This is a genomic window from Microseira sp. BLCC-F43, from assembly GCF_041929235.1.
Classification (GTDB): domain Bacteria; phylum Cyanobacteriota; class Cyanobacteriia; order Cyanobacteriales; family Aerosakkonemataceae; genus Microseira.
In genome coordinates this window covers 14,120-35,034 of record NZ_JBHFNP010000349.1, presented here as the reverse complement: position 1 = coordinate 35,034, position 20,915 = coordinate 14,120, and the positions used below count along the sequence as shown (strand labels likewise).

At 45.5% G+C, this 20,915-nt stretch carries 21 protein-coding genes and 1 pseudogene; 14 read left to right on the top strand and 8 right to left on the bottom strand.

Features of this window, described 5'->3' with window-relative positions:
- Positions 1-10: 10 nt before the first annotated feature.
- Positions 11-1,000: a glycosyltransferase family 2 protein gene (locus ACE1CM_RS46165; RefSeq protein ID WP_374886410.1), complete on the top strand. Its 990-nt coding sequence runs from the start codon at positions 11-13 to the stop codon at positions 998-1,000.
- A gap of 220 nt (positions 1,001-1,220) precedes the next feature.
- The gene (locus tag ACE1CM_RS46160) at positions 1,221-1,802 is read left to right on the top strand and encodes a serine O-acetyltransferase (RefSeq protein ID WP_374886357.1); all 582 of its coding nucleotides are present in this window, start codon (positions 1,221-1,223) and stop codon (positions 1,800-1,802) included.
- A 13-nt stretch (positions 1,803-1,815) separates the two neighbouring features.
- Here the strand turns inward: ACE1CM_RS46160 and ACE1CM_RS46155 are convergent, their stop codons facing one another.
- Positions 1,816-2,466 carry a class I SAM-dependent methyltransferase gene (locus ACE1CM_RS46155; protein WP_374886356.1) on the bottom strand — a complete coding sequence of 217 codons (651 nt, stop codon included), beginning with the start codon at positions 2,464-2,466 and terminating at the stop codon, positions 1,816-1,818.
- Positions 2,467-2,618: 152 nt separating this feature from the next.
- Here ACE1CM_RS46155 and ACE1CM_RS46150 point away from each other — a divergent pair, with 152 nt between their 5' ends.
- Positions 2,619-2,825 (top strand): hypothetical protein, encoded by a 207-nt coding sequence (locus ACE1CM_RS46150; protein WP_374886355.1) that lies wholly within the window; start codon positions 2,619-2,621, stop codon positions 2,823-2,825.
- 454 nt (positions 2,826-3,279) lie between these two features.
- On the opposite strand, the pseudogene ACE1CM_RS46145 reads toward ACE1CM_RS46150, so the two are convergent.
- Positions 3,280-3,797, bottom strand: a pseudogene (locus ACE1CM_RS46145) (transposase).
- Here ACE1CM_RS46145 and ACE1CM_RS46140 point away from each other — a divergent pair.
- The 4 genes from ACE1CM_RS46140 to ACE1CM_RS46125 all read left to right on the top strand — a co-directional run bounded on the left by ACE1CM_RS46140 (position 3,764) and on the right by ACE1CM_RS46125 (position 7,110).
- Positions 3,764-3,889: a hypothetical protein gene (locus ACE1CM_RS46140; RefSeq protein WP_374886412.1), complete on the top strand. Its 126-nt coding sequence runs from the start codon at positions 3,764-3,766 to the stop codon at positions 3,887-3,889. The pseudogene ACE1CM_RS46145 and the gene ACE1CM_RS46140 overlap by 34 nt on opposite strands.
- 192 nt (positions 3,890-4,081) lie before the next feature.
- Complete coding sequence (locus ACE1CM_RS46135) at positions 4,082-4,327, top strand: hypothetical protein (protein WP_374886354.1); 246 nt, start codon at positions 4,082-4,084, stop codon at positions 4,325-4,327.
- Positions 4,328-4,963: 636 nt separating this feature from the next.
- On the top strand, positions 4,964-5,788 hold the full coding sequence (locus tag ACE1CM_RS46130; RefSeq protein WP_374886353.1) for a WecB/TagA/CpsF family glycosyltransferase: 825 nt from the start codon (positions 4,964-4,966) through the stop codon (positions 5,786-5,788).
- A 125-nt stretch (positions 5,789-5,913) separates the two neighbouring features.
- Positions 5,914-7,110, top strand: a complete 1,197-nt coding sequence (locus ACE1CM_RS46125; protein WP_374886352.1) for a glycosyltransferase family 2 protein — start codon at positions 5,914-5,916, stop codon at positions 7,108-7,110.
- A gap of 83 nt (positions 7,111-7,193) precedes the next feature.
- Here the strand turns inward: ACE1CM_RS46125 and ACE1CM_RS46120 are convergent, their stop codons facing one another.
- From ACE1CM_RS46120 to ACE1CM_RS46105, 4 genes are all read right to left on the bottom strand, one after another.
- Positions 7,194-7,457: a hypothetical protein gene (locus ACE1CM_RS46120; protein ID WP_374886351.1), complete on the bottom strand. Its 264-nt coding sequence runs from the start codon at positions 7,455-7,457 to the stop codon at positions 7,194-7,196.
- Positions 7,458-7,538: 81 nt separating this feature from the next.
- Complete coding sequence (locus ACE1CM_RS46115) at positions 7,539-8,237, bottom strand: pentapeptide repeat-containing protein (RefSeq protein ID WP_374886350.1); 699 nt, start codon at positions 8,235-8,237, stop codon at positions 7,539-7,541.
- Between the two features lie 31 nt (positions 8,238-8,268).
- Positions 8,269-9,624: a DICT sensory domain-containing protein gene (locus tag ACE1CM_RS46110; protein WP_374886349.1), complete on the bottom strand. Its 1,356-nt coding sequence runs from the start codon at positions 9,622-9,624 to the stop codon at positions 8,269-8,271.
- Between the two features lie 84 nt (positions 9,625-9,708).
- Positions 9,709-11,283 carry a photosystem II high light acclimation radical SAM protein gene (locus tag ACE1CM_RS46105; protein WP_374886348.1) on the bottom strand — a complete coding sequence of 525 codons (1,575 nt, stop codon included), beginning with the start codon at positions 11,281-11,283 and terminating at the stop codon, positions 9,709-9,711.
- 301 nt (positions 11,284-11,584) lie between these two features.
- On the opposite strand from ACE1CM_RS46105, the gene ACE1CM_RS46100 reads away from it, so the two are divergent.
- Entirely contained in the window at positions 11,585-11,974 is a 390-nt protein-coding gene (locus ACE1CM_RS46100) for a DUF1830 domain-containing protein (protein ID WP_374886347.1), read from the top strand.
- 1 nt (position 11,975) lies between these two features.
- Here ACE1CM_RS46100 and ACE1CM_RS46095 read toward each other — a convergent pair whose 3' ends face one another.
- Positions 11,976-13,196 carry an RNA-guided endonuclease InsQ/TnpB family protein gene (locus tag ACE1CM_RS46095; protein WP_374886346.1) on the bottom strand — a complete coding sequence of 407 codons (1,221 nt, stop codon included), beginning with the start codon at positions 13,194-13,196 and terminating at the stop codon, positions 11,976-11,978.
- Between the two features lie 362 nt (positions 13,197-13,558).
- Here ACE1CM_RS46095 and ACE1CM_RS46090 point away from each other — a divergent pair, with 362 nt between their 5' ends.
- Positions 13,559-13,996 (top strand): DUF4079 domain-containing protein, encoded by a 438-nt coding sequence (locus ACE1CM_RS46090; protein WP_374886409.1) that lies wholly within the window; start codon positions 13,559-13,561, stop codon positions 13,994-13,996.
- Positions 13,997-14,534: 538 nt separating this feature from the next.
- Here ACE1CM_RS46090 and ACE1CM_RS46085 read toward each other — a convergent pair.
- Positions 14,535-14,813 (bottom strand): helix-turn-helix domain-containing protein, encoded by a 279-nt coding sequence (locus ACE1CM_RS46085; protein WP_374886345.1) that lies wholly within the window; start codon positions 14,811-14,813, stop codon positions 14,535-14,537.
- 944 nt (positions 14,814-15,757) lie between these two features.
- On the opposite strand from ACE1CM_RS46085, the gene ACE1CM_RS46080 reads away from it, so the two are divergent.
- From ACE1CM_RS46080 to ACE1CM_RS46060, 5 genes are read left to right on the top strand one after another with little or no spacing between them, the layout of a single operon-like run.
- Positions 15,758-16,732: an acyl-CoA desaturase gene (locus ACE1CM_RS46080; protein WP_374886344.1), complete on the top strand. Its 975-nt coding sequence runs from the start codon at positions 15,758-15,760 to the stop codon at positions 16,730-16,732.
- A 30-nt stretch (positions 16,733-16,762) separates the two neighbouring features.
- The gene (locus ACE1CM_RS46075) at positions 16,763-17,041 is read left to right on the top strand and encodes an acyl carrier protein (protein WP_374886343.1); all 279 of its coding nucleotides are present in this window, start codon (positions 16,763-16,765) and stop codon (positions 17,039-17,041) included.
- A gap of 1 nt (position 17,042) precedes the next feature.
- A complete protein-coding gene (locus ACE1CM_RS46070; protein WP_374886342.1) occupies positions 17,043-17,912 on the top strand; it encodes a class I SAM-dependent methyltransferase in 870 nt (289 codons plus the stop codon).
- Between the two features lie 39 nt (positions 17,913-17,951).
- Positions 17,952-19,169, top strand: coding sequence for a cytochrome P450 (locus tag ACE1CM_RS46065; protein ID WP_374886341.1), 1,218 nt, complete (start codon positions 17,952-17,954; stop codon positions 19,167-19,169).
- A gap of 25 nt (positions 19,170-19,194) precedes the next feature.
- Entirely contained in the window at positions 19,195-20,913 is a 1,719-nt protein-coding gene (locus tag ACE1CM_RS46060; RefSeq protein ID WP_374886340.1) for a fatty acyl-AMP ligase, read from the top strand.
- Positions 20,914-20,915: the final 2 nt, after the last annotated feature.

Below are 20,915 nucleotides of genomic sequence, written 5' to 3'. Positions count from 1 at the left end.
GCGTGACCCAATTATTACCCGTATGTATAATGCAATACAGGTAAATAACCCAAGCCGTTTGCTTGTAGTCATCCTTAACTACCGAAGGTCAAAGCTAACCATTGACTGCTGGCGATCGCTCCTCGATGAAGTGCGAAGTCTGCCCGACACCCGCGTTATAGTTTCCGAAAACGCTTCTGGCGACGGATCGGTCGAACAAATCAAAGCCGCGATTGAAACCGAAGGTGGGAGTGACTGGGTATCCATCATGCCATTGGATCGCAACGGCGGCTACGCTTTCGGTAACAACGCTCCCATCCGTGCCGCTCTACAGTCACCCGATCCACCCCCCTACATTCTGTTGCTCAACCCAGACACCATTGTCCGCCCCGGAGCCTTAAAGCCGCTAGTGGAGTTTATCAACTCTCATCCCGACGTGGGAATTGCTGGTAGCCGCCTGGAAGACCCCGACGGTACGCCGCCGTGTTCTGCTTTTCGCTGCCATACAGTACTCAGCAAGCTGGATTCCGGCTTACGTGTTGGTGCGGTATCAAAATTATGGGCAAAGTTGCTAGTTTGGTCTCCGGTTCCCGAAGCAGCAACTCAGACTGATTGGGTGGCTGGAGCAAGCACGATCGTCCGCCGAGAAGTATTTGAGCAGGTGGGCTTGCTGGATGAAGAATATTTTATGTATTACGAAAAAACCGACTTTTGCTTGCAGGCAAAAAAAGCTGGCTGGAGTTGCTGGTATGTGCCGCCAAGTCGAGTTGTCCATTTAGTCGGGCAAAGTTCCGCAGTGACCGACACCAAGCGTCCACCCAAGCGTCTCCCTCAATACTGGTTTGATTCCAGACGTCGGTACTTTCTGAAAAACTATGGTTGGTTGAATGCTGCCTTAGCTGACGCTGTTTGGGCTTTGGGCCCTGCTATCTGGCGGCTGCGCCTTTGCGTTCAAGGCAAACCGGATAACGATCCGCCAAATCTCCTGAGTGATTTTATACGTAATAACGCAAGTTGCTAGTTATAAACTTTGGCGTTGCTAATTGCTAATTGCTAATTGCTAATATAGGATTTTTACCAATCTCGCCATTAGCCATTAGCCATTAGCCGCTCCCAGAGAGATAACTAGCAACTTAAGTTAATAGCGTGTTATCTAAGGGAAATGTCTTAACTTCTGCGCGCCTTACGCAGTAGTTAAAAGAACTTTGTCACCGAAATAGTGAAGCAGCAAAGATAACTTTATGGTCACGCAACCCGAATTGATTTCAAGTGCCAACGAGTCAGAAACTCCAGAGCTTGGACTGTGGGAACAAATCAAAGAAGATTGGATTGCTCATGGACGGGATTGGACGCTGCCGGGATTTCGAGCCGTTGCGGTTCAGCGGTTTGGTGTTTGGAGAATGAAAATTGAACCGAAGCTACTGCGGGCACCTTTTAGCATTCTCTACCGGATGTTGTATCGCAAAGTTCGCAATACTTATGGGATTGAGTTGCCTTATACAGTGAAGCTTGGTCGCCGCGTTATTTTTGAACATCAACATGGCATTGTTATTCACGGATATTGCGAGATCGGCGATGATTGTTATATCCGGCAAGGTGTAACCATCGGAAATCGTTACCTGGAGCGTCCGCTTGAGGCTCCGAAATTAGGGGATCGCGTCAACGTTGGTGCTGGTGCAAAAATCCTCGGTGGCGTGACGATTGGCGATGATGTCAACATCGGTGCCAACGCCGTCGTTCTGAAAGATATTCCCTCCGGTATGACTGCGGTAGGCATCCCGGCTAAAATTATTAATGCTGGCAAATCGCCAGATATCACCTGAGTTGGCAGCGGATTCACCTTGGGAAAGGTCGATAAGCCGAGTAAGATTTTTCAAACAGGAATTGGCGCTCAACATACATCTCGGCATCGGGAAAAAGTTGATGCATTCGTTGCCTAGAAAGAACACGTGTTTGTTTAATAAATTCTGCCCAGGCTGGTAATTTTTCTTCCCAGGAACGCATGAGGCGATCGCGCACCCAATTCGGTAGTTTCCAGTAATATGGCATACCCGTATGGCATTCAATCGGACAGCGATCGCTCGGCGTCTGTATCCAATAAGCCTTGGCTAGTCTGTGTACTTCAGCCGCGAAGGCAGCCTGCTTTTGTTCATTTCCAACGTGTTCGATCACCGAGTTACTAAATACTACGTCGAAATATTTATCCTTAAATATTCTGGATAGATCCGTCGCATCACCTTCGACAAACGTAATGTTTTTGACTGGGTTAGTTGAGTTAAACGAACCGGGTAGATTCACTAATGCGATCTCGAAGTCATGGTCAAACAACTGCCACATATAAGGTGTTCCCCCCAAATCTAGTATTAGCGCTTGTTTTGGGGGCTTTACCAAATCTAGGAAACTCGCCATCCGTTGCCTGCGCCAAGCTTGTACGATCGACTTGCTTGAGTAGGCACGAGAGGAAATCTTGCGGATCAGAAGCTGCATGTTGCGATTGCTCCTATGGTTGTTCTCACGCACCTGTTTGAGCAGCGGGATCGCTCACCATCTGCATAAGTCAGTTTTATCCCCGCAGGTGTTCCCCTATTATCGGCGATGATTGTGCGATCCGGCAAGGTGTAACCATCGGAAATCGTGATTTGGATCGCCCGCTTGAGGCTCCGAAATTAGGCGTTCGAGTCAATGTCGGTGCTGGTGCAAAAATCCTTGGCGACGTGACTATGGGAAATAATAATGATGTCAACATCGGTGCCAAGGCCCTCGTTCTGAAAGATATTCCCTCCGGTATGACTGCGGTAGGCATCCCCGCTAAAATTATCAGCGCTCCCCAATGTAGGGACACTTGAATCTGTTTGTTTCTCAGATTCTTTACCGCTCTTCTGTCACTCTAGGCAGCGAAAAACTGAAAATCCTGTGTTTGAAGAGGTCGAGTAACAGCGCTAGGGAAGAAATTCATAATGGCAATCAACCGAGAAAAAGCTGTTAACAAAGCCGGACTTAGAAATACTTGCAACCAATGTTTAATCAAATTAAACAATACAAAAGGTTGGAGAATTAAGCGGAGATTATTCAAGTGATTTTTCCAGCCACTGCCTTGATTCCAGTCGGGATGGTGGGAAAAGAGCGGAACAATCAAAGCAGCAGTAGCTGTGTCATGAGAATCCGCAGAAGGATTACAATCGGTCAACCCCGCAGGTCGTAAGGGTTTGACCGATTGTTGTCACCCCGTCAGCTTTTGCCGTCAGCGCTAATGCACATCAGGGGTGATTGACCTAAGTAAGTGTCCGAGAACCAGGAAGACTAGGGCGTGTTTTCCAACTCTAACCACAACAAAATGCAGGCGCTCGCGAGCATAGCGGTATAATTTGCAGCTAGCTTTTCAGAGCGGGTAGCGAGCTGGCGAAATTGCTTGAGTCGGTTGATAGCACGTTCAACAATGTTGCGTTGACGGTAGATTTCACGGTTAAAAGGACCGTGACCTGGCTGATTTGAGAGTCTTGGAATAGTCAAACGAATACCACGACTTGCAGGTAATTACGGATGCGACGACCCGTATAGCCCAAGTCTCCAACTAATCTCAAAGGACGGATACTTGGGCGACCGCGACTAGGACGTTGGACTGCTGGGCTTTCTCAGACTCGGTGCCAAATTTCAGCTTTTTGCCACCGATAAAACCTAGTGGCCACGCTTTCCCACTTTCCATAACGTTCTGGCAGGTCTCGCCACGGCGCTCCAGTTGTTAGTATGCACAGGGTGCCATTGACAACCTGTCGGCGATCGTGATTTGGCTTACCCGTTTTCGGTTTCTGCGGTGGCAGTAGCGGTTTTAACCTCTCCCACTGCTGATTACTCTCGTCCCCTCGATGCATCAACACAAAAGAAGAGCGATCGCGCCTTTTTCAGGATATAACGAGTTTGAAAACACGCACTAGGAAGCAATTCTTAGGAATCCCTACCCTCAACGAACTAGGGTAGGGAGGATGTCAAAAGACCAGTCTTTGTGATATATAGAGTTCAATCGCGCCAGATCGATTTGAGACCGAGCGCTAATTTCGTCTGAATGTCTGTTGGTTGGCTTCTGCGAGCTTACCTAAACTTTGAGTTGACGGACAATTTGGTAAGGATTCCGGTGGGGATCTCGTTGGCGATCGCAAACCCGACAAGATGGCGCACTCCAGCTCGCGTACAGTCTTTGCTTGTGCAACCCTTTGTTATCCAAGGGCGCGATCGCATAGACCCTCGTCGAGGAATCGAGCGTTCAGGCTCAAAGCGTAGTGGAAAATTAACCATCAACTGCTGTCGTCTGCGGGAGTCGGCGGGAGCGATTCCCCGAACAGTCGATCTATAACCGATTATGGGAACATAGAATGTAATACAGCTACTTTTACCTATATTGCGCTCGCGAATGGTATAAATCGATTCGGCTTCCTCCTTTTTGTTTGGGGATTCCGGCTCATTTGATTTAGGCCATCATGGTTAAAAGGCTGGCGAGAAATCAAGAATTTTTCGCCCGCTCCTGCCATCTCCCTCTCTCTCCTACCAATAAATAACTTTACAGCAACAATGTTGCGCCTCAGTATAACAGTGCTAGAATTGTTGTATAAATAAATACGGTTTTTTCCTGGCTGGGTTACCTAGTTCCGGGGGAAGCAAAGCAGCTTAACGCTCATGATATGGGAAATACCCCTAAAAAAAATAGTTAGGGAGACTACCGTAGATCTACACATATAAAAAATGCTCATATTTAAATGCTCTTTAACAGGAGCTGGATTGACTAAAATTGTATTGTAGGGGAAGCTAAGTATAATTGAATAAGCACAAAAACGAAGAGGAGAAAATATCAGTGAAACCACTAGATTATAAGCCGATAAAGACTAATGAATTGCCAAAATGGAGGCGGTGAAGTTAAAACAAAACTAGATTTGTCCGTATTACGATCTACCTAAATGTTGGAAAGCAAGTTAAAAGGTTACCGGGGGTAAAAATGAAGCGAGTCAATATTCTCAATGCATCTATCGACAACTTATCCAAACAAGAGTTACTGGAAAAGCTAAACGAACAGGGTGGAATAGTCGTAACCCCGAATGTAGACCATCTGATGCTGATGCAAAAAGATCCAGAATTTTATAAGATATACAACCAGTCAAATTATAAAGTATGCGATAGCAAAATAATATTTTATGCATCCAGATTATTAGGATGTCCGATTAGGGAGAAAATATCAGGTTCTGACTTTTTCCCAGAATTTTACGAGTACAATAAGAAAAATGAAGAGATTAAAATGTTTTTAATGGGAGCGCAGGAAGGAGTAGCGAAAAAAGCGCAGGAAAGAATTAATCAAAAAGTCAAAAGAGAAATAATTGTGGATTCGTATTCGCCTTCCTTTGGGTTTGAGAAGAATGAAAAAGAATGCGAAAAGATTGTGGATATAATTAATAATTCAGGAGCGACGGTACTGGCAATTGGAGTGGGTACGCCTAAACAAGAAAAGTGGATTTTCAAATACAAAGATAGGCTAAAGAATATAAAAATATTTTTGGCAATTGGAGCAACCATTGACTTTGAAGCTGGCAATAAGGTAAGAGCGCCTAAGTGGATGAGCGAGTTAGGAATAGAGTGGCTGTATCGGCTGATGCAAGAGCCAAGGCGTTTGTGGAAAAGATATTTAGTAGAAGACCTACCTTTCTTATGGCTGGTGCTCAAGCAAAAGCTCAACCTATACAAAGACCCGCAGTATCAAGAATGGGTACCCGATTGGTCAACACAATGTCAGGAGAAGAAGTTTGAGAAACCGTCTCAGGTGAGTTGAAGAATCGGGAGAAAACTCAAGGGGGTGCTTTGTTGCTCCTATTAAGTCCGAGTTTTATCACCCTGGTTTGAAACAACCTACTCGCAAGGATTTTTACTAGACTGGGATTATTAAGCGTACAGCCCGTGTTCTTAGTTAATATTGTTCTTTTAGCGCTCGCCCTGGGACTCCTAGTTCCGATCGGGGTTCTTTTTATAGAATGCAGTGCAGCCTTATTGCCCAGTCAAACGAAGGGCAATAAGATTGAAGGCATACGACCTCGAATTGCTGTATTGGTTCCAGCTCATAATGAAGCCAAAGTAATTGGTACAACGCTGTTGAAATTATTGCCACAGTTGACAGCTTCAGATCGGCTGGTAGTAATAGCTGATAATTGCACTGATGGAACGGCGGCGATCGCTCGCAACTGCGGCGCAACGGTAGTTGAAAGGCAGGATCTCGATCGCCGGGGTAAAGGCTATGCCTTAGACTACGGTATGCGGTTCATCGAAGCAGACCCCCCCGACGTAGTCGTGATGATCGATGCAGATTGTATCGTCGATCCCGGTACAATCGATGGCATAGCGCGAATGGCGATGACTACAGGACGCCCGGTTCAGGCAACCTACCTGATGGAACAACCCGCCAACCCAAACCCAAAAGATGCGGTTTCTTCCCTAGCTTTTCTGGTCAAGAACCTAGTCAGAACGCGGGGACTGGAAATACTGCGACTCCCCTGCTTGTTAGGCGGGACGGGAATGGCGTTTCCTTGGTCGGTGATTCGAGAAGCACCGCTAGCTAGCGGCAATATTGTTGAAGACATGCAGCTAGGGTTGGATTTAGCGATCGCCGGACATCCTCCACTATTTTGCTCCGAAGCTAGAGTAACAGGCGTTCTCCCCCAGCAAAACCAAGCAGCAAAAAGTCAAAGGACGCGTTGGGAACACGGTCATTTGCAAACCTTGGTGAAGCAAGTGCCGCTATTACTTAAAGAGTCACTTCGTCAAAGGCGATTTGATTTGTTGGCGATCGCGCTAGAATTATCCGTGCCGCCCCTCTCGCTGTTAGTCATACTGTGGCTAGCTGCCTTTGGATGCGCTCTATTAGCGGCAAGCTTAGGATTGGCATCAACGCCAGGAATTTTATTAGCAGCAGAAGGATTGCTAATTTTAGTCTCAATTGTGGGGGCTTGGGCTAAATTTGGACGCGCCGAATTACCGCTTTTAACACTTTTGGCAGTCCCTTTTTATGTGCTTTGGAAAATTCCCCTGTACCTGGCTTTTCTAGTGCGACCTCAAACAAAGTGGATACGCACCGAACGGGATGCAGTTGATGCTAAATAGTTATTTGCTCATGGCTAATTGCTAATGGCTAATGGCGAGTTGATTCAAAGCCATTTGCTATTAGCAATTAGCTAGCTGGCTATTTATTCCGGAAAGCTTGCCCAATCATCCCAGCGAGATGGATCGATGTCAGGCGCAGAAGGTCTTTGTGCTGCATTGGCAGACATTTCCCACTGGGGTGGTTCTTGGGGTGGTTGGGGAGGTTGCTGGGGTTGGTGGTGCTGCTGGGGAGCAGTGGGTTTATCCCTTAACTCGCTTTCTAGCTCAAAAGCCATTTGCTGCATCAAACGCACTTTATCTACTGGCGAAAGTTGCTTGGCTAGGTTCAGAACTTCATGTAAATTCACGAGATTTTCTCAGTCACTTGAGCCAAATTGTACCACCATTGACCGCGAGCGCTATTTTATTTGGTTTTGTCCCCCACAAGCTTATTCTTGTAACTGAGAATGCTCGCTATGAGCAATTTTCAAAGGAATTTTCAACTCCTCTAGTGGCTGCCTTATTTGAACCAGAGATGTTCCTACTACGCAAGATGCGGCTAAATTCACCCCATCTAAATTAGCTCCTTGTAATTCAGCACAAAGCAAATTCGCCCCATGTAAATCTGCTCCAGCTAAATTCGCCCCCCGCAAGTCTGCCTCTTCCAAATTAGCATCGCTCAAGCTAGCGCCGCGCAAGTCGGCGCGACTCAAATCAACTCCTAAAAGATTAGCGCCTGTAAGATTTGCCCCCCGCAAATCCGCCCCGCGCAAGTCTACCCCCTGCAAGTTTACACTCATCAAATTAGCACCGCTTAAAAAAGCACCGGCAAAAGACGATCCAGTCAGTTTTGCCCCCATTAAATTAACGCCTCGGAGGTTAGCACCTCGCAAATCAGCACCCGTTAAATCAGCTTGCATTAAGTTTGCACCTAACAGGTTAGCGCGCAAGTCAGCAGATGCTAAATTAGCGCCCAAAAGATTAGAGCCTTCTAACTTTGCCCCTTCTAATTTCGAGCCGCAAAGATTTGCACCGACGAGGTTAGCACCCGCCAAATTAACGCGACTGAGGTCAAGATTTGATAAATCTTCGTCTTCTAGATCTGCCCCAGGCATATGTTTAATCTTGCCCGATCGTATAGCTTCCATAGTCGGTAATGGGTAACTTTTGACTAATTGATTAATGACTAACCAAATCGCTTTCCTGATGGTCATCAAATAACCACATCCCAGTACTCACTTTAGGCGGGGTTACGGGTAAGCTGAGTCCCTGTTGTAAACCTTTGACCAAAAGAGTTAGGGCTTCTATTAGTTTAGGGTCCCACCGCTCCCCTGCCAGCGCCTGACACTCTGCCAAAGCTTGAGATAAACTTTCGGCGCGACTGTTTTGGGATGCCTTATACTGACTGACGCGCCACTGAAAATCTGTAACTAACCCTAAAATTCTCGACTCCAAGGGTATGGCATCATATGCTAACCCGGCGGGAGTGCCGCTACCGTTCCACCATTCGGTAAAGTGGGTGATGATTGATGCGATCGCTTTCAACTGCGGCATGGCACGCAATGCCTGTATTCCCGGCACTAAGGCGCAGCAGGGCGTTTCTTCTGGCAAGGAAGTCGCCGGTGTCAGCGATGGCACTAACCCGTGGAGTAGACCAGCAAGGCGCAAGCGCTTTAACTGCCATGCGGGTAAATCTAAAATTTGCCCCATAGTTTCTGCTAGCGCCGCTACTTCTGCCGTTGACATTGGGTTTCCCGTATTGGCAAGTTCCATCAGCTGCGCCATCCGCACGAAAGCTTGTAACTCGTTGGAAACCAAGTTAATATCCAACACTTCGTGATGGGATGCGGGTATTTCCGCGTGCTTGTCTTTAATTAAATCCTCATGGCTAGTCTGAAGGTAATCTACCACGCGGGATACAATCGCACCGAGATCTTCCGGTTGCTGGTTTCCCGCGCTGGACATAGCTTTGAGTTGGGCGGTTAATTTGGCTTCCAGTTCGGGATTATATTGCCCGATGCGAGACTTCGCTAATTCTACCGTTTCCCATACCAACGCCGGTTCAAACGTCCAAAACCCGTAAAACTTGCGCTCCAAATCTGCTTCTGGCTGCCCCCCCGCTCCATAATCTGATGGGGATAGCTCTTGACAAATTACCATTGCTGTGTATGTGGGCGACAGAATCATCAAGTGCCACTCTTGCGCCACGGGATCGACAGGAGCAAGGCTAACTAAGTCTACATTGGGCAGCTTGCTGGTGGGGTGTTCGGCAAAGCCGGTATCGGGTGCTGCCATGATGGCAATTTGACGCGATTTTGCCGCTATTTCTCGATACCGCTCTGCTTCTTGCAGGTACCACTTTCCGCGCTGAAATGCCGTAATGACTATTGGCGAACAGTTTGAGGATAATATACTGTCTTCTAAGGCGTGGCAGAGGGCAACTAAGGTGTTTTTGTAATATACGCCAAAACGTAGCGGTCTTGGCCCGGTTTTATGGGCATCTGACAGCTGTTGTAAAATTGAGCCTTCTAACATGATTTTTGGTAATTACGAGCTTGCTAATTGCTAATTGCTAATTGCTAATGGTCAATTGCTGCTTAAGCCATTAGCCATTAGCTATTAGCGATTAGCTGTTACTAGCTGTTTTTGTTTGGTTTCGATCGGGGCGTTGAGGGCTGCTTCTAAGTCGGCACAACCGAGTCTTTGTTCTAATATTCTCATAACTTCGCGTCCAAAATCGTTGGGATTTTGTCGCCAAGCTTGCAGGCAAACTTCCCCAAAGAATGAGCCTAATGGTTCTGGATTCCAGAGGAGTTTTTTGGCTGTCCAAGGCATTAAGCTCATCGGGTCGTATCCTGGTTTGAGGATATTGTTTTCAAAGGCATATTCTTCTAAATGGGTGTGGGGTTGTAACCCGATGAAGAAGATTGCGGGTTCGACTTTATCGGCTCCAAAAATTCGCTCTAGTTCGCGGTGATAGGCGATTGTTTGGCGAATCGTTTCGGGACGTTCGTCAATCACGTTGAAGGAGTAATTGACGGAAACTATATCGTTGAAACCGGCGGCTTTTAAATCGCGGCAGTTTTCTAAGACGGTGCGGAGGTTATAGCCCATCCGCATTTTCCGTACCAGTTCCTGCGACCCGCTGGTAATGCCGATTTCAAAATAATTCATCCCGGTTTTTACCATCAAGTCGCATAATTCTGGCGTCAAATTATCTGCCCGAATGTATGCTGCCCAGTGGATATCTTTCATCCCGGCGTCGAGGATTTTTTGCAACAGTTCGACGGCGTCGTCGATAAATTTCCGCGCGGGGATAAACTGGGCGTCGGTAAACCAGAAGTTGCGGATGCCGCGAGCGTATAATTGGCGCATCTCGGCGACGACTTCATCGGCAGGGTTGATGCGTACTTGTTTGCCTTCAATGACGGTATAAACGCAGTAGCAGCAGTTGTGGGGACAACCGCGCTTGGTTTGTACGCCGACGTAAAAGTCTTGCTCTTGCAGGTAATATGGAAATTCCGGCCAGATGGTTTCGATGTAGTCGTAATTGCAGGCGGTTTTTTCGATCGGGGTGGGAGGTTCGTGGATCATGCGATCCCGCGGCGTTGTCTCTCCCACCACATAACACCTTTCGTTGCTAAAATCTTGCCCCCGCAAGAGTTTTTCCAGCAACGTTTCGCCTTCGCCGACGGAAACAATTGTCCCATCGGGCAAGCTTTTACCCAATTGCTCGTAGAATACGCTCACCGCACCGCCGCCAACAACCGCACGCGCATCGCTTTGGTATTTTCTGGCGCGTTTTAGTCCCCGCTTGATTAACCCCAGGTTGCGCCACAGTTCCGTATAGTAGGCTGTGGTCACGCGCAACCCGCCCAGCGCTCCCCGCAATCTTACCAAAGGATTCGGAGCGTAGTAAAACTCAAAGGCGTGCTGGAGTGGGTTACCACCTCTACCCCCCACTGGTGCATAAATTTGGATATCTCGCCAAGAAAATACCAATAGGTTGGGTTGAAATTCATCTATACAGGCATCCAACGCAGGGGCAAAATCTAGGGGCGGCACCGTTCCCAGATCGAAGATGCGCTGTTCTACCTTTGGAAACAACTTATGCAGGTGATCGGCAAGGTAAACAACCCCGATGGGAAAGATGGGGTTGCAGGGGAGGCGGACATACAGAATTCGATTTGCCATTGCGGGTAAGTGGATGGGTGAGTTGCCACTAATTAATCAAAATTTTAAACTCGTTCATATAACTTTACGATACCGCAGAGTTTATTCATCTGCCCGCTCCCAGCTTAAAATGACGCCGCTTCTTAGCTATGCTTGTATCAACTTGTAAAATATATAAGAAATTCTTAATCTATCGAAAGACCGATTTTACGGTAGAATCCTTATGGAGTGGCCTGTTGGTAGTCACAGTTACAAACAACGGGGATCGCAAAATGCTAAGGTGCATATGTAATCGGTTTTGGCATCAGTTACCCTAGCAGCTATGGCTCAAATCCTTGATCCCTTACCGCCTAACTCGAGCGATCGCATACTCTGTTGCTACGTGAATGCGACGAGCAAGGTTCAAGTTGTTCGGATTACGAACGTTCCCAACTGGTACTTCGAGCGGGTGGTGTTTCCGGGCCAACGCCTCATGTTTGAAACAATATCTGAGGCGCTGCTGGAAATTCATTCGGGTATGATGGCGAGTGCCATTTTATCGGATAAGATACCGTGCGCTCGCTTGCGAGTCGAGGAACAACCCCAAGTCTCGAGCGAGGCAAGTCAAAAAGTCGAACAAACCATCGCTTTCCATCAAAAGTCAGAAAAAACAAACAAAACTTTAGACAAAACAGCATCTTTAACATCACCCGTTTTAGTGGCTGTAGAGTGAACTACTCCGCCCTGTAAGAGGGCGGAGCTTCCGTACTCACAGGGGAATGCCTCAACTTGGACTTACGTCCTAGTTTTGGTCTTACTCCCCCTCCTACGGCAGAAACGGCTGTTCCATCCGTCTTTAGCATTCTGATTCCTTCTGCTCTAATGTTCGTTGCGGCATTCCCATCCCTGTCATGATGCGTTTTGCAATTAGGGCAAGTCCATGCCCTCACATCTAATGGCATTTCAGACATTTGATGGTAACAATTAGAGCAGAGTTTGGAACTGGGAAAGAATCTATTAATTTCAACAAGCTTTCCGCCTTTGCGTTCAAGTTTATAAGCTAGGAAATTGACAAACATTCCCCATCCACAATCAGATATGGCTAAAGCTAAATTATGATTCCTTACCATGCCTTTAACATGAAGATTTTCGACTATCACAGCTTGGCTATCGCTGGTCAACTTATGACTAAGTTTGTGGAGAAAATCCTGCCTCGCGTTGGCTACTCGTTCATGAACTTTAGCTACAAGGAAGCGGTATTTGTTTCTAGAGTTACTTTCTTCTTTTTTGCGAGAAAGTTTTTTCTGTTTGCGTTTTAGGTTCTTTTCATGTTTAGCTAAATGCTTCGGGTTGTCATACTTGGAAACCTTTTCACCGTCTGTAACTACAGCAAAATGTTTTACCCCTAAGTCAATCCCATAAATCTTGCCGTCAGCAGTTTTAGGAGTTTCGCCTTCTACTTCAAATAAGATAGAGGCAAAATATTTACCCGATGGTGTTTTACTGACGGTTACGGTTTTGATTTTGCCGTTTATAGGACGATGAATAGAGGCTTTGATTTCCCCAATATTTCCCGGTAATTTGACAACGCCATCCAGGACTTTTACGTTTTGAGGATATTGGGCAGACTGTTTACCTTTCTTAGATTTGAAATTAGGAAATCCAGCACGTCCATCAAAAAAGTTTTTGTAGGCTAGGGTTAAGTTGAGTGTTGTTGCTTGTAAAACTTGGCTGTAACACTCACCCAACCATTCAGTTTCCTTGTCTTTTTTGAGCTTTGGAAGTAAAGCATTCAAGGCTGACTGCCCTAAACCTTTACCCGTTGCTTTATATTCCTCAATACTTTTGTTTAGTGCAAAGTTCCACCACCATCGGCAACACCCAAATATCTTGGATAACTGGTGCTGCTGCTCGTTGGTTGGATATAAGCGAACTTTGACTACTTTTATAACCATTAATGGAATATAACATTTACAGTAACAGGATAGCACAAATCTAAGAAATGTGGATTCGCGAAGGCAGCGTCTGAGATAGTTAGTCGCTATCGATCCCCGCCTTCAGAAGGACGGGGACTTCGGCGACATTTTCGTTAAAATTTCCGTTTTTATGACTGCTGGGGCTGCTTTGATCGAGCAGCCCTATTTTTGTGCTGGCAATTGCTACAGGACAATCGCCGCAACTCCAGATATGGTAGAGATGGTGCCGTACACCGCTCTTGATGCACCCTACATATAGAGACGTTGCGTAAGTCCTCTGCTAGTAGGGTCGAAGCATGAAGCTTCCCACTACCCATTACCGATTACCCATTACCCAATTTGTGAATTTACCTGATTTTATTTGGTTATGGAGAATTGCCGCCTGGTCGATGGGGTTGTCCATCGCGGCATATCTGTTGCTAGCCTTATCGGGGATTTGGATGTTTTATACCCGCACCTCTCACAGGCAACGACCGGGATGGCTGCGTTCGTTGCACTACAATGTAGGCAGCATAATGGTGGGTTTAGTTCTTCTACTCCTCACCATCGGCATCGTGGGTACTTTGGGTCACTATGGCACCCTGGGTCATTCCCTCCATCTACCCGTTGGGTTAGCAGTAGTTGGATTAGTTTTATTATCGGCAGGCAGCGCCCTCCTGATTAGTCCCCAATATTCTTGGGCGCGCACTTTTCACGTTGCGACAAATATTTTTCTTTTTGTCGGGTTTGTCTTGGTTTCCCTAACTGGGTGGGACGTGGTGCAGAAATATTTACCTTAATCAAAGGAGGATTTTAGAAATAAATTATTCGCGGCGAGCAATTTCTCTAATTGTGTCAGTAGGCGCACAACCCAAGTATCTAGCTGGCTCATTGGTGATTGGACACTGAAGACTATTGGGTAATAAGTAGGTGGGCGTCAATAGACGCCAGTATGTGAAAAGATTTAAAGACAACAGGCGATCGGAGCGGCGCACCAATTTATGTATGCGATCGCTCGCAGTAAATTGGTCATAAGTCTGCTTGTTTAAAGCACTGGTAAGAACTTGATTTCGGCGTGGGCTTTTCCGTAATCTTTTCGGGACCCACCCATTTTTTTGAGTACCCGTCTTAGTCTGTCGGGAGTCAAGTTAACTTGACATTCTTGCCTGAGTATGGTCGCTAATTGTTTAGATTTATAACTCCTGGGATGAGTTTGAATATAATTTTCTAGCGCTACTAAATCCGATTACGAGTAATATCGTGTCCGCCTGAATACTCATAGTTAGGACTGACGCGGAGAGGGGGAGACACGGTCGCGGGTCGAGATTTCATTAAGGGCTATTTGCCGGACATCATATAACTTGGTTTTCCTCCTCTTCCAGGTGCGTCCCACAATCCCACCAAACCTCTTCTTTGCCAACGATGAATCCTGTGACGTACCGTTGACAATGCCCAGCCAAGTCCTTGGGCAATTTGTTCATTTTTTAACCCTCGCGTATTTAGTAATAACACAGTAGCTCGCTCCTTGGTGCGTTGTGGCACACGATTTGCTCTTCTAAGTTCTTCGAGGGTTTGCTTTTCCTCTGTTGTGAGCCAGATTCTCAGCCGACATCCCATACACTGATAGACCGCGATTAAACTCTCTATGTTTACATCTTTTCACATACTGGCGTCTATTGATGCCCACCTACTTACCTATTAGCTTCATTAAAACTTCAAAAAACAATCAAATATTTTATATTTTAAATCAAAAATTTGATGATAAATATGATCTACTTGAAAAATTTTATCCATCATTTTTTGATTAATTAATCAAAAAAAATTGAAGATTCCTGTTGCTCTGATTATTCAAGTTAAAGCTGTAGTCTTATCAAGACGAGGCAGATGCTATACATCTAGCTTGAAAAGGGTCTCTTTCAGAATTGGGATGTAAATGTTCACCATTAAAATTATTACGAACAGGACTTACGCAAACAAACAAAGGTGATAAGAGAAATCGTTGGTTTGGCAACCATAGATATGCCTCCCTTAGCTTGCGCGCTGGCGCGCACGCACTCGCGCAAGCGAACAACTCTGAAACTGGGTTTCTTTTCTCGTCGTGCTTCATGTATTGCAATATAAAGTTTTGGAACAAAAACCGGATTTTTCCGAAAATGCCAAAGCATAGCCTGAGGAATAAGTAGAGGTTATGCTATCGCTGGAGAGGTTAATAATTCCAAAAATCGCGACTCAATAAAGTAAATTTACTCAGTGGTGTTGCAATTAACAAGCATTACTACTCACTTACAAGCCACGGAGACGAGGGTGTTCGCAATCGCTTTATTCGTTGGTTCCGATCGCATTCTGATATCATGTCCGGTTCTTCACCCATCTATTTAGGAATGACGCGGTGACAGGGTGACACGGTGACGGGTCGAGATTTTTATTAAGGGTAATTAGGCGGACATCATATGACAGGGTTTATTGCTCATGCTGGAGTATTAAGGCCGATTATAAGTCCCTAAAAGCATGAGTAAATCCTGCCTGGATTAAGTTTTTCTTAGCTGCTTGAACTGATTGCCATGAATACAAAATTAGTAGAGCTTGAATTAGCAGATGTCGAGTCCATTTTTACGGACAAAACAAAAAGAAAAAAAGTGGTTGAAAACTCTTTCCTTCACGGCCTCCAAAAGAGGCACTTTATCCTGTTTCAAATCCTGCCCCTGGTAGTAACTTTAATAGCTTTGCCGTTAATGCCTTATCTTCCATTCGGCGAATTTGAGCTATCCCTTTTTGTTCTATTTTGGTTAATTACAGGATTGGGGGTATCGTCTGGCTACCATCGCTTATTTACCCACCGTTCCTATAAAACCCATAATGCCGTCCAAATCATTCTCGCGATTGGGGGTGCAATGGCAGGTCAAGGGGGTGTTATCTCATGGGCAGCGTTGCATCGCCGCCACCATGAACTGAGTGATAAACCCGGCGATCCTCACTCACCAAATCTTCACGGTAGTGGTTGGCGCGATCGCATTCGAGGCTTAGTTCACTCCCACGTGACATGGATGTACAAACATGAATATCCCAGTGTTGTCCACTATGTACCAGATTTAATCAAAAACAAAAACCTGATCGGAGTTGATCGCTACTACTATCTATGGGTTTCCCTTGGGTTAGTGCTGCCCACCCTCTTAGGAGGATTGTACCACTGGAGTCTAGCCGGAGCGTTAGCAGGATTTCTTTGGGGGGGGGTGTTCAGAATCCTTTGGGTAGGACATACCATTTGGTCAATTAACTCCTTCTTGCACTGCTTCGGAAGCAGTCGCTTTGAGACCGAAGAACACAGTCATAATTTTGGAGCAATTGCCCTACTGACCTTCGGTGAATCATGGCACAACAATCATCATGCGTTTCCCGGTTCGGCTTCCTTTGGCTTGGAGTGGTATCGCCTAGATCCGGGGTACTGGTTCATTCAATTACTGGAAGTCTTTCATCTGGCTTGGGATGTGAAAGTTCCGACTAAAGAAAGAATTCAAGCTCGAGCAATCAACTCATAATTCATCTAAAACTCTAGATAAGGACATGTTATGAAGACTCAAGAGCAAATTAGCAAATGGATTAAAACCTATTTAGCAGATCTCCTCGAAGTAGAGCCAGAAAAAATTGACGATAATTATGAATTTGAACGGTTTGGAATCAATTCTTCGGCAGTCGTATCTCTAGTAGGTGATTTAGAAGAATGGTTAGGCTTTGAGCTAAGTCCTTCTCTGTTTTTTGAGTTCAATACAATTGCTCAAGTTTCTACCCATCTAGCCCAGATGATACAAGAAGAAAAAACTTTAGAAGATGTCACTAGGAGCGCCTAAGATGGTACAAAGCTTAACTAACCGGGGCGGCAGTGCAGCGGCCATCCAGCACCACTATGATGTCAGTAATGAATTTTATGGCCTCTGGCTAGATTCTAGTCTGACTTACTCCTGTGGGTTCTGGGACGATCCAACCCTAGACGATGACTTAGAAAAATCCCAACAGAAAAAAATTGATTGGCATCTGAGTGCTTCAGGAGCAACAACTGGCAAGAGACTGCTAGATATTGGCTGTGGCTGGGGAGCATTAATGCACCGCTATGTCAGCTTAGATCCCAATTACCATGCCACTGGGCTAACGTTGAGCCACAATCAATATCAGCATATCTGCTCTCTGAATATCCCAAATATCACAGTCTACGAGGAAAGTTGGATTGTCCATCAGCCGACAACCACCTACGATGCGATCGTTTCAATCGGAGCTTTTGAACACTTTGCCCGACCAGAAGCCACCCTAGAGGAAAAAATTAGCGTGTACCGGGAGTTTTTCAGCCGATGTCAACAGTGGCTAAAACCAAAAGGTAAGTTATCTTTGCAGACGATCGCCTATGGGTCATTAAGTGCCAAAGATAAAAATATGTTCATCCAAACGGAGATTTTTCCTGATTCCGAGTTACCCCGCCCTGGTGAAATATTTATGGCATCAGATGGCTTATTTGAGATTAAAACCTACCGCAACGATCGCATGCAATATGGCAAAACTTGCGAGCTGTGGCTGAAAAATATGCGACGGCAAAAACTGCTGATTGTGGAGCAGTTTGGTGAAGAACTATATCGAAAATACGAACAGTATCTTAAGCTATCAGTTGCAGGTTTCTATTTCGGGCAAATCTTACTACTGCGCTTTGAAATGCAATCGTTAGCTTTCTAAAGGACGATCGAATAGCTCCCTCTATATGCGAAAAAAGAGATGATGATTACTTCTGAGTCTACCGCCAAGTTTAATCCTTTTGCGCCCGGTTTAAAAGAAGATCCCTACACCACTTATCGACTGTTACGCCAACACAATCCGCTCCACCATACCTTGGATATGTGGATCGTGACTAAATATAAAGATATTATCCAAGTTTTGAACTCTGATGCAGTCAGTGTTAACTACATTCCCCAGTACGTAATCAAACAGAAGGTTGGCGATATTCCAGGGTTGGTGGAATTGGGCAAAAAAGCGATAGTTTTTACCGATCCCCCCGATCATGGGCGCTTGCGTCGGCTGGCAGGACAAGCCTTTAGTAACACTAATATACAAGCCTACACCGACCGCATTCAGAAGCTAATTGAAGAGTTAGTTGCTCCAATGATTGGGGAAAAAAGTTTTGATTTTGCGCGGATTGCCCATCAGATACCACTCCATACAATTGCCCATTTGCTAGGCATTCCCGATGAGTATATCAACAGGATAGATGAATATATTCACCGCGTTCGGTCTATTTTAGAACCGAGTTTGTTGACTAAGATGCGTATCCGTCGCATTGAGGAAGATTTACAATCCTGCCTAGGGCTTTTCCAAAAGATAATTGATTACCGCAAAACAGATCTGGGAGAAGATTTACTCAGTAAATTAATTCAAGCCAGAGTCGGAGAAGATCGACTCTCAGATAGCGAGCTAGGTATCGCCTGTGTCATGACCTTCGTTGCAGGTCACGAAACCTCCAAGGGGTTGCTCAGTAATGGAATTCTAGCCTTTACCAAACACCCCGAACAGTGGCAAATCTTCCGCGAGGGACAAGCTACTAGCAAACAAGTCATTGATGAAATTCTTCGATTTGACCCACCCTTACAGCAAACGGTACGCCTAGCAGTCAGCGAGCTACAAGTCGGCTCCCAGACTATTCAAAAAGACGAGAGAATGTTACTCTGTCTCGCTTCCGCCAACCGAGATGAGGAGCAATTTTTCAATCCTGATGCTTTTGATATTACCCGAGATGCTGCTTCTCAGATTGCTTTTGGGCATGGAATACACAATTGCTTAGGACAGATGATTGCCCGACTTGAAGGCAAACTCCTTTTCACTTACCTCCAAGAGCATGTACAGCACATAGAATTAGCCTCTGCTGATTATCGATGGAATACAGACGGATTTATTACCCGAACATTAACTTATTTACCTGTTACCTTTTATGGTGCATAATCCCTTAGTCTAAGGAATAAAAACGATGAATTATCGTCACCTGAATACTTTGATTGACATACTGTTATTCAGAGCAGAAAATCAATTTCATCAGCCGCTCTATTACTTTCTGGATAGCAGAGGTCGGGAATATGCTCAGCTAACCTATGGCAGTTTACTAGCAGCAGTCCAAAAGTTAGCGGGATGGTTGACCGAAAAAACCGAACTCGGTGACCGCGTTGCGATTCAGTTACCTACCAGTCCTGAATTTGTCATCACCTTTTTTGCTTGTCTGTACGCCAACCGCATTCCAGTTCCCCTCAGTTCACCCAACCGCAAACATAATTGCGAACATTATCAACGGATTTTTGATGATTGCGATGCTCGTTTAGTAATCGCTGATTCAAGTGTCCAAGACTTATTTGAGAAAGATAACTTGGGATCATCCCATAAAATCGACAATTTTCCCTGCCTGGAAAATTTAAACCCTTTATTGGCTCCGGTTGATGGAGCGAGTAATAAAGTTGCCTTTTTGCAATATACCTCTGGATCTACCTCTTTTCCCAAAGGAGTGATGGTGAGCCATGAGAATATCATGGCTAACCAAAAAATGATTCAGCGAACCTTCGGTCACAGCAGTACCAGCATCGTGTTAGGTTGGGTTCCCCTATTTCACGATATGGGATTGATTGGCAGTGTCTTTCAGCCTTTATATGTGGGATTTCCCTGTTATTTAATGTCTCCGGTTACTTTCCTACAAAGACCAAAAATTTGGTTGAAAACGATTTCAGACAAAAAGATCACAACTACAGGGGGGCCTAATTTTGCCTACGATCTGTGTGTCAAAAGGCTCGATTCCGCTTCGTTGGAAGGAGTATCCCTCTCATCTTGGGATGTAGCCTACAATGGCGCTGAGCATATCAAACTGAATACCTTGGAACAGTTTAGCGAAACCTTTGCTCCCTACGGCTTTAAAAAATCTGCCTTTTTACCCTGTTATGGTTTGGCAGAAGCAACCCTAATCGTTAGCGGTGCAGATAAATTTAAAGAACCTTTGGCGTTGACTATCCCTTGTAGCGGGGATGAAGTCCTCGATGCAGATGCGTCCCAACAGATAGGCAACACCCGCACGGTGGTTAGCAATGGTCAGATCATGCCAGAACTGTCCTTACGAATCATCGATCCTCAAACTTTAACAGAATGCCCTTCCCATCACATCGGAGAAATCTGGATTGCGGGACCGAGTATTACGCTAGGTTACTGGCAAAAACCCGATAAAAATTGGGAAACATTTGTTTTTCGCGATGGATTGCGGTTTTTACGGACAGGAGATTTAGGCTTTCTGGATTCCCAGCACAGACTCTATATTACGGGGCGGCTCAAAGACTTGATCGTAATCGATGGGAAAAACTACTACCCTGAAGATATCGAAGAAACGGTCAAACTGTCTCACCCTGCCTTATACGAAGTCAATTGTGCCGTGTTTTCAGTCTCTAGCACTTATTCTCAAAAACTGGTGGTGGTTAATGAAGTAGCTCGCCAGTTTTGGCAGCAACTCCATCGTTATGAGGATGAGATAAAAGCAGCAGTTAAGGCTTCTGTCTATAACCATTACCAACTGACAGTACACGAAACTTTACTCGTCCCGTTAAATAACATTCCCAAAACCACTAGCGGAAAAATTCAACGGCAGCGTACCAAGTTGCTGTATCTGTTGCAAGAACTTAAAAGCCTTGAAAAAGTCACGAAAGTCTCTGAAGGGTAACA